At 58.0% G+C, this 9,515-nt stretch carries 8 protein-coding genes; 7 read left to right on the top strand and 1 reads right to left on the bottom strand.

The window, feature by feature from the left end; translation table 11 throughout:
- Positions 1-210 precede the first annotated feature (210 nt).
- The 7 genes from AAC640_RS18095 (at position 211) to AAC640_RS18125 (ending at position 9,069) form a co-directional block, all read left to right on the top strand.
- On the top strand, positions 211-2,604 hold the full coding sequence (locus tag AAC640_RS18095; RefSeq protein WP_340268817.1) for a TonB-dependent receptor: 2,394 nt from the start codon (positions 211-213) through the stop codon (positions 2,602-2,604).
- A 43-nt stretch (positions 2,605-2,647) separates the two neighbouring features.
- Entirely contained in the window at positions 2,648-3,688 is a 1,041-nt protein-coding gene (locus tag AAC640_RS18100; protein ID WP_340268819.1) for an SMP-30/gluconolactonase/LRE family protein, read from the top strand.
- 250 nt (positions 3,689-3,938) lie between these two features.
- Positions 3,939-5,234, top strand: coding sequence for an MFS transporter (locus AAC640_RS18105; RefSeq protein WP_340268821.1), 1,296 nt, complete (start codon positions 3,939-3,941; stop codon positions 5,232-5,234).
- Between the two features lie 236 nt (positions 5,235-5,470).
- Positions 5,471-6,424: an isocitrate lyase/PEP mutase family protein gene (locus AAC640_RS18110; RefSeq protein WP_340268823.1), complete on the top strand. Its 954-nt coding sequence runs from the start codon at positions 5,471-5,473 to the stop codon at positions 6,422-6,424.
- Positions 6,425-6,586: 162 nt separating this feature from the next.
- Positions 6,587-7,552, top strand: coding sequence for a 2-hydroxyacid dehydrogenase (locus AAC640_RS18115; protein ID WP_340268825.1), 966 nt, complete (start codon positions 6,587-6,589; stop codon positions 7,550-7,552).
- Positions 7,542-8,375, top strand: coding sequence for a kinase (locus tag AAC640_RS18120; protein ID WP_340268831.1), 834 nt, complete (start codon positions 7,542-7,544; stop codon positions 8,373-8,375). Before AAC640_RS18115 ends, AAC640_RS18120 begins: the two co-directional genes overlap by 11 nt.
- Positions 8,376-8,574: 199 nt before the next feature.
- Complete coding sequence (locus AAC640_RS18125; protein WP_340268827.1) at positions 8,575-9,069, top strand: nuclear transport factor 2 family protein; 495 nt, start codon at positions 8,575-8,577, stop codon at positions 9,067-9,069.
- Between the two features lie 144 nt (positions 9,070-9,213).
- Here AAC640_RS18125 and AAC640_RS18130 read toward each other — a convergent pair.
- Positions 9,214-9,515, bottom strand: a 302-nt coding sequence (locus tag AAC640_RS18130; RefSeq protein ID WP_340268829.1) for an IS3 family transposase, incomplete at its 5' end; no start/stop codon positions are given.

The following is a 9,515-nucleotide window of genomic DNA, read 5'->3' on the forward strand; positions in this document are numbered from 1 at the left end:
CATGCCGTGGAACTGGCGGCCAGATCAGCGATCGATCGCCGAAGCCGCCTGAACCGCGGTCCTCAGGCCACGCTTACCTAGAATTTGCCGTCGGCAGCGCGATACACGCCATCCAGAGATTGAGCACCGCGCTGCTAGTTAACCAACTGCAAACGTCGGTTCACGCCTACGGCCCTCACGCCGTGAAAAGAGAAACCATGGGAGAGAGTGATGAAGAGCATCTGGTTGTTAGGGGCCTGCGTACCTACGCTCATAAGTGCCTTCTATACCTCTGCCGCAGTCGCTCAAGAAGGCGATGGCGAGATTATCGTAACGGCGCGTCGACGTGAAGAAACGCTGATCAACGTTCCGGTCGCGGTCTCCGCTGTTACGGGCGCGGAACTCGAGCGCCGGGGCGTGAACTCGCTCGACGGTATCGCGCGCCTTGTTCCTCAATTGATTTCGGCAGACGGAGGAACGGTCACGGGCGGAAATATCGTGCTGCGGGGCATCGGTGGTGGCGACAATCCATTCGGCGATCAGGCAGTGTCGTTCAACATCGACGGAGTGCAGATCGCGCGCGCCGCGATCCGCCGCATGGGCCAGATGGACATGCAGCAGGTGGAAGTTCTCAAAGGACCGCAGGCGCTTTTCTACGGCAAGAACAGCCCGGGCGGCGTCATCTCCATCCGAACCGGGGATCCGACCAAGCAACTCACAGGCAAGGCATCGCTGGGCTACGAAGTGAATGCCGATGAGTGGCGCGGAGAGGCTTTCATCGCCGGCCCGATCACCGATGACCTCGGATTTCGTGTGGCCGCCTATGGATCGAAGATGCGCGGGTGGGTGCGCAACACCACGCCTCGTACCGAGATTGCGGCCCCGAAGCATCAATATGCTCCGCGGGTCGAAGAATTCGCTGTTCGCGGCACTCTGAAATATGAACCCGCGGACAATTTCGATGCGCGTCTCAAAGTCAACTATGGCGAAGTTCATAGCGATGGCTTCACGTCGACTCTGCAGTATGTGTTCTGCGGGAATGGCACGCCCCAGCACGGGCAGATCGATGATTGCAAGGCCAACGACACGGTGTCGGTCGGAGCGCTACGGCCCAATTTCGCCGGACGCGATCCCATTTTCGGGAAGGCCAATGGTGAACTGTACGGCCTGCAAAAGCAGGCGCTGATCGGCCTCGAAATGAACTATCATCCCAGTGACGTTTTGACGTTATCTTCCATTACCGGCTTCTACAGCTCTTCCGAAGATAGCCTCGTGAACTCAACGGCGACATACGTCCCGAGCCGGGTCCTGGCGATCCATCCGAAGCTGAAGTTCACTGAACTTTCCGAGGAACTGCGCGTAACTAGCAACTTCGATGGACCTCTGAATTTCATGTTTGGAACGCACCTGCAGGACAGCAAGGCAAAAACTTCGACGCTGGCTGTGTTCAATGGATCAAGCTTCAATACGGTGCCACCTCTGACGCCGTTGATTGTCGCCGACTATGCTCTCAAGCAAGAGGGTCGTGCTTATTCGGCATTCATGCAGATGCAGTGGGATATAACGGATCAAATCCAGCTTTCCAGTGGTGGCCGCTACTCGTACGAGCGCAAGAAGCTCCCTCTGGTGGCAATTCAGCGCAATGTTGATCCGGCGACCGGATTGGTTCTGCCGGTGGAGCCGTTTGCGACTCCTGTGACGAAGGCGAAGTGGAACGACTTTTCACCCGAGGTGACGCTTTCATATCATCCCGATAGAAACACCAATATCTATGGATCCTATAAACATGGATTTATCTCAGGTGGCTTCAACTCGGGTTCTTCGGGCTTCGCCAACGCGCTGGATTATGACCAGCAGACTGTCAAAGGCTTCGAAGGTGGGGTGAAGGCATCCTTATTCAGTGGCACGCTCCGTCCGAGCTTGGCGCTTTACACCTATAGCGTGACTGGGCTGCAGGTGACGGTCGTTACCCAAGGCACGATTCAGGAATTGAAGAACGTCGGCAAAGTCAGGAGCAAGGGCGGGGAGTTCGATCTCGTCTATCGCACGCCTCTGCCGGGCTTAACGTTAAGCAGCGCGATAGCCTATAACCGAGCGCGCTATGTGGAATATTTTGCGAATTGCTACCGCGGCCAGAGCAAGGCGCGGGGTTGTGCTTTCGTGCCGGTAGCCGGACAGGTTGGAAAGGGCACGCCGGCACCGGCGGGGGTAAACGGCACCCTGCAAAACTTGGCTGGAACACAGGTGTTGCGTGCACCCGAATGGACCGGAAACGTTGGCTTCGATTACGAAAGCTCGATCGGTACAAATCTGAAGATCGGCCTGTCTGCCAACATGTCGTTCAGCGCCAGCTATTTCGCCGATCCCGCCTCAAACCCCAACGGACGGGTGCCGAGCTACCAACTTTTTGATGCTACGCTCCGCATTGCGCAGGCTGATGATCGCTGGGAGGTGGCCCTCATCGGTCGCAATCTGACTGACCAGTTCTACTGGGGTCGAATTGTCGACAGTCCGTTCACCGGCACGGCGCCTGGCAACGAAACGGGCCCGTCCGTTTACGGTGATCTGCAAGGCCCGGTCAGTCGCGGCCGCGAGGTCATGCTCCGCCTGAGCACGAAGTTCTGAGATTACCGAAGCCAGGGATCGAGCCGTTGGGAGTGTCGAGGTAATGCGTGGAATGCTGATGTTGCTCGGGGCGATAGCTGCCAGTCCTTCATATGCCCAGACGCCGAAAAGCGGCTCGGCCCTGGCTTATGATCGAGGGTCGCAGCCTGTCGTCTCCATCCCTCCTGCTGAGCAGGGACTTCAAACCGTGGTCGCTGAACCGTGGCTGTCCATTTCGAAGGAAACCCCAGCGCTTGCGGGAATGGACAACAAGCTTTTGCTGGAGGGCGGTGTTTTTGACCGCGGGGGAAACCTCCTGATTGTGGAGGTCATCGGCGGGCGCGTAATGCGAATTGCGCCCGATCGGACCTTAAGCGTCCTGCTGCCTAAGAACGCGTCTGGATCTGCCGGAGTGGCCATTCATAAGGACGGCCGCATCTTTGTCGCCGCCGTAGGCGACATGAAGCGTGGCGGCTCCGTGTATGCGATACGGCCAGACGGTTCCGGCAAGGATGTCATCATTCCTCCCGAAAGCGGCTATGTCCCCGATGACCTCGTCTTTGATGACGACGGGGGATTCTATTTTACCGACTTTAGGGGAGACAATGCCGAACCGATCGGACAGGTTGTCTATATGTCGCCTGACAGAAAATCGCTCACGCCTGTCATGTCGCGCTTGTCGATGCCGAACGGCATTATGCTCAGTCCGGACGGGAAAACACTCTGGGTGGGCGAGACCGGGAGGGGCCTCCTGCACCGGATCGAACTGGCCGCACCCGCCAAGATCGGTCTATTCGGAACGACTATAGCTTACCATTTTACGGGGTCGCGAGCGGATTCGATTCGCGTGGATAAAGACGGGAATGTCTACGTCGCCTTGGTCCGCGAAGGCCGTGTCCTCGTATTTGATCCCCGGGGAGTGCCGATAGCCCAGATCCTCATACCCGGGCGGGAAAAGGGCGACATGCTCGTCACCACCAGTATGGCGATCAAGCCTGGAACGAAGGACCTCTACATTCTAACGAGTGATTCGGAAGGACGTAGTGCCGGGATTTTCCGCACCCAGGCGTTTGCCGAGGCTCCGACTTTGTTTTCGCACAGATAATATGCACATCAAGCGTCGGCGTAAGTTGATGACAAGCCATTCTCGCCCGTGAAGGTGATTGCTTCCTGTCCGGGAATAATCGCTCCATCGTCTTCAATAAGGCGTCGCGCTCATCCCACGCTTTGCATGCGGGTGGGCGTCGCGTACACACCGGTCACATCTCAGCCATGAGTTCCGGAGATCGCCGACGCGGATCCGGCAGCCGCATATCAAGTTTAACAAGCAAGTGATGAAGTAGGACAAAATCGGTATGCCTGCGCATGACAAGGCCATCGTCGGGGTGGAGGCAGAGTCCGAATGGCGGCGGGGCTGGAAAATGCTCGTTTCGTCGACGATCGGTGGTGGGGTCGGTTATGGACTTTTTCAATTAACGGCAGGGATGTTCATCATCCCAATGCAGAAAGAGTTCGGCTGGTCCCGCGGGGTTGTTGCAATAGCGCCTGTTATAACGATGATGGTAGCGCTGATGCTGCCGCTGATCGGCGTCATAATATCACGTGTCGGAGCACGAAGAGTTGCGCTTATCGGCCTTCTGATGATGATGCTCGCTTACGGCCTACTCTCTATAGTCCCTCGAAATCTGTATATCTTCTATGCAACCATCGTATATGTAGCCATTGCTGGTGCAATGGCAGGCCCGGTTGTGTTCACAAGAGGCATCCTGACCTGGTTTCGCCGGAACGCTGGAGGCGCGCTGGGCATAACGATGAGCGGCCTCTCGATCGTGAGTGCTCCGCTGATACCTCCGCTCGCTCTGATTATAGAAGCTTACGGTTGGCGAGCGGGCTACGCCGCGCTGGCCGTGCTCGTAGCGGTGGTCGGCTTGCCGCTGTTATATTTTTGGTTTCGAGAGAAGGCCGTACAGGAGAAAGTAACGAGCGTCGCCGCACCGCCCGCACCTTTGAATGCAGCGAGCGGTTCCGTAGCATGGTACGCACTGAGAACGCGTCAGTTCTGGGTTCTCGCCGCCTCATTCGGGGCTGCAGGGCTGCCAATAGGTGGATTCATGAGTCAACTGCAACCCATAATGACGAACTTTAATCAGTCACTAACTTCTGCCGCTGCGCTCGTATCAGTCTATATTATATCCATGGGAGTTGGACGGATCATAGCAGGGTTTCTTCTCGATCGTTTCGCTTACCAACGTGTTGCAGCATTATGCTTCCTCTTCGCGGCTTGTGGAGCGGGCATGCTCGCGTGGAACGGAGTAGAACTTCCGTGGACGGCAGCTGCCATCGCGGTGGTGCTTTTGGGTTTGTCGCAGGGCGCGGAGGGTGACTTTGTAGCCTACTTCACGGTGCGCGTGTTTGGATTGGACACCTTTGCCATTATCTTCGCGATGCTCGCAACCGTTGGTGGTGTAACGATCGCAGCGGGAGGCATTCTTTTTGCGGTTAGCTTTGACATATTCGGAAGTTACCAAGTAGCGGCTTACGGCAGCGTCGTGTCGTTTTTGGTGGCGGCGCTTATGATACTTACCGTCAACAAACACGAAGGCACCAGCGAGCGTCCCGTCCTGCCCGCACCCCTTAAAGCGCCCGGATGAGGCGGTGCTTCATCGACGCATCGACGATCGTATGGCAGCGGGAGCTACGCAAGTCTGGATCAAGCCGATCGCAGCGGGTGGCGGGATCGATATGAGGCCCGTCGCGGCGCTCGTGCCCAAGCCCGGTAGAGTGTGTCATGGTGCGGTCGCGTTACGATCTGCGGCACCTCGGATCAGCAGGGGCGAGCCTAGCCCATGCTCAAGCAAGTTTTTTGGAACTACGGGAGAAGATAAACATGCCTCAGCTATCGAAATCGCGCCGCCTGCGGGAGTTCTTCTTCAGCCCCAAGACCGAGCTGATGCCGCTCGGAGTGCTCCCTATCCATGCACAGATGTGCGAACGTGCCGGTTTCGGGGCGTTTCATATTTCCGGTGGCATGTGTGCTTGGTGGCTAAGCGGCGAGCCTGACGCTGGTCTCATGACGCGTTCGGAGGTGCTCGACAACGCACGCCGCATCGTGGATTCGGTCGATATCCCCGTATATGCGGACGCCGACACCGGCTACGGGGGAATCCAGAATGTGCGCAAGACCGTGCAGCAGTTCATTCGTGCCGGATTGGCAGGCTGCCACATAGAGGATCAGCTTGATCCGAAAAAGGCGGGCGGCGCGGCGGGAATCGCGCTGGTGTCCGACGAGGAAGCCATTGGGCGACTGAATGCCGCGATTGAGGCGCGCGATGAACTCGATCCGGATTTTGTTATCACCGCGCGCACGGACGGATACGGTGCGGGCGGTGGTGGGCTTGGCGAGGCTGTCCGGCGGGCAAAACTATATCGCGAGAAAACCAAGGCGGACGTGATATTCCTGGAGGGGCTGCGTTCGTGGGAGGAAGGCCGCTATGCTTTGTCAGAAGTCTCAGGGCCAGCCTATGTCATAGCGAGCCGGCATGCCGGTCGTGCGCCGTCCATTAGCGAACTGACCGAGATGGGCCAGGCGATGCAGGTTTTGCCGATCGCATTTCCCGGCGTTCAGGAAGTCTGGAATCTCGTTAGGGAAATAGCGCAGCGCGGCGAAGCCGCTCCTATGGACGACTATATCGAAAAACTTTTCAGCATCGAAGGCACCGATGGCTTTACCGGTTACGGCGACGGATTCATCAAGCCCACATACGAGCAGGTCCGGAAGATGGAGGAGAAGTTCCTCCCTCAGGAACAGCATAGAGACTATGAAGGCTCGATCCACGATTGAACGTCGGTGCACTAGCCAAAGCCCGTCCATCATTGTGAGCTTCACAGGTGCAAGGGACCATGGATCCCAGACGGTCCGGGTCGGATCCGTATGATCTTGTCGAAGTTTTTTTGATGAATGCGGCATTGAAAGTCGCCGCCGCCAACATTTGAACGGACTGCCATGCCTCCCAAGATTCTACTGTCGCGTCTCTGGCCGGATGGCGTCGTTCGCGCGCTGGCAGAGCGATTTGATGTCACGGTTGATCCACAGGACAGACCTTTGGCCCCGGCGGAGTTGGCCGATGCGATGCGGACCTTCGACGCTCTATGCCCAACTGTCTCCGATCGCATATCGGCCGATATTATCGGCATGCCGGACAGGAAAGTTCAAATCCTTGCCAATTATGGCGCAGGGATCGACCATATCGACGTTGCTGCCGCGAAAGCGGCAGGGCTGGCCGTAACGAACACGCCCGACGTGCTTACCGAGGCAACGGCCGAATTGGCAATCCTGCTGATGGTGATGGTCGCCCGACGTGCTGGCGAAGGCGAAAGGCAGTTGCGAGCTGGCGAATGGACCGGATGGCGGCCGACCCACCTGATGGGCCGATCGCTCAACGGCGGAAAGCTGGGCCTTGTCGGCTTCGGGCGTATCGCGCAGTTGACGGCTTTGATGGCGAAACGAATGTTTGCGATGGAGATCGCGTACCACGCGCGTCAGCCGCGCGAGCTGACGTCCGAGCTCCAGGGAGCTGTCTTCGTTCTGGACCTCGATCAGTTGCTGGCGACCAGCGACGTGATCTCGTTTCATTGTCCGGGTGGAGCGGAAACCCACCATCTGCTGGATCGCCGACGGCTTGCCTTGCTGAAACGCGGCTCGATCGTGATCAACACCGCGAGAGGCAGCGTGATCGACGAGGAAGCGCTGGCAGAAGCGCTGAGTGCTAACCGCATAGCGGGGGCGGGCCTGGACGTTTACGAAGATGAGCCCCGCGTCAGCCCTGCGCTGCTGCAATGCGAACATACTGTACTTCTACCGCATCTCGGCAGCGCAACGCTTGAGACGCGGACAGCGATGGGCATGACAGTGTTGGCGAATCTCGACGCGTTTTTCAATGGTCGGCCGCTTCCGAACCATGTGGCCTGAACTCATCTCGAGGATAGCGCGCGACCTGGTAGCCGCGTCGAAGCGTAAGGCCGCGACGATGGTGGTCGGGATCTGCGGCGCGCAGGGTTCGGGCAAGTCGAGGATCACCGCCGCGATTGCGGAACATATGAGAGAGGGGGGCGTGAACGTCGCCGTCCTCGCGTTAGACGACTTATACATTGGCCATGAGCGTCGAGCTCTCCTCGCGGTGCAAAAGCACCCTCTCCTGGCCACTCGCGGGCCTCCGGGCACTCATGACGTTGCGCTTGGTGCGCTCGCACTTGCGCGATTGGCAAAGCCTGGGCGAATAGCTCTGCCTCGCTTCAATAAGGCACAAGACAATTTTGCGGCTCAGGGCGACTGGCCGGTTGTTGATGGCCCTGTTGACGTCGTCCTGTTCGAGGGATGGTGTGTAGGCGCTACACCCCAAAACCCTGCCGAGTTGGTTGCGCCGATCAATGAGCTGGAAGTGAAATGCGACTCGGATGGCTCGTGGCGGCGCTCGGTCAATGATGCCCTAGCCCAGGAATATCAGCAGTTGTTCGCCAGCCTTGACCGTCTGATCCTCCTCGCTGCCCCTGATTTCAGCGTGGTAGCGCGATGGCGCCAGGAGCAGGAGCATATGCTGCGCGCGCGTCTTCTGGCGCAGGGCTTGCCGCTTGCGCGGACGATGGACGATGCGGCGATCGAACGGTTTGTTCAGTACTATGAACGCCTCACGCGCCATGTCCTCAGGGAGATGCCGGCGCGCGCGGACTTGACGATCAGACTCGATGCGGCGCGGAACATTCTGGAGTGTTTCGGACCACCAAGCGCGCGGTAGAGCTGCCTCCAGTTGGACCTTGCGGATTTCGCGCCACGCTGCACTGGCAAACCACGTTTCCTGGTGCCTCCTGTGCCATCTCGATGGATCGCCGGCGAGAGCATTGTCATTATCGTATGGGTGCAAACGCGTCGCACGCTCTAGGATCGAGAGCCGTCCGCATCATATAAACCTTCCAGAAAATGTTAAAGGAGCGAAAATGGACCCCGTTGCAAGGCTCGTCGCCATTGAGGAAATCAAGCAACTCAAGGCGCGCTACTTCCGCATGATCGATACACGGAACTTTGACGGCGTGGCTCAGATCTTCTGCCGCGACGGCAAATTCGATCTCAGTGAGGCACTTCAAGACTTGGACGGCGCGCGGATAGGTCCTGCTGGACCTGTCATGCATGGCCGCGACGCGATCGTGGGCTATATCAAAGAGGTTCTCACCAGACAGACGTCCGTCCACCACGGCCATGGCCATGAAATTACCATCGACAGCGAGACCGAGGCTCATGGTGTGATTGCGTTGGAGGATTATGTTCGCGGCGCCGACCGAAGGACGAATCTCTTGCACGGTGCTGGCCACTATCATGAAACATATCGGTTCGAGGAGGGCGCCTGGTATATTGCCAGTAGCAAAGTCACCCGGCTGTTCAAGGATGTCGATACCCGCCAGATTGAGGGCTGGAACAGCCAGGGCGCCGAATAACCAGGCCCAGTCATCTGGCGAAGGCCGTGGCGTAGTTCGGGTCAGGCTGTGACGGTAGCCCGCTGGCGCAGTCAATCCAAGGCAATAGCTCCTCGAGCCGGCTGACCACAGCTCGTAACGGTTTTGCGCCGGTCACCTATCTCATTATGCCACTTTGGCTTCGAACGCGAGCGGGCTAATTGCGCCCAGATATGAATGTCTGCGGCGGGTGTTGTAGAACCCGTTGATGTACTGGAAGATGGCAGCCTCTGCTTGTCGCCGTGTTTGCCAGCTCTGCCGCCAGATGAGTTCTGCCTTCAGGGATTTGAAGAATGTCTCGGCCACAGCGTTGATGCTCCTATGTTGGTCAAGAGCCTTTCGCGGCTGCTGGGAGCGGCTTTTCAGCACAGAGGTGTTGGTAGATTTCGCGAGCGATGTACCGCTTGAGGCACCGCCGGATTTCGCGA

It is taken from the genome of Sphingobium mellinum (assembly GCF_037860795.1).
Taxonomy (GTDB): domain Bacteria; phylum Pseudomonadota; class Alphaproteobacteria; order Sphingomonadales; family Sphingomonadaceae; genus Sphingobium; species Sphingobium mellinum.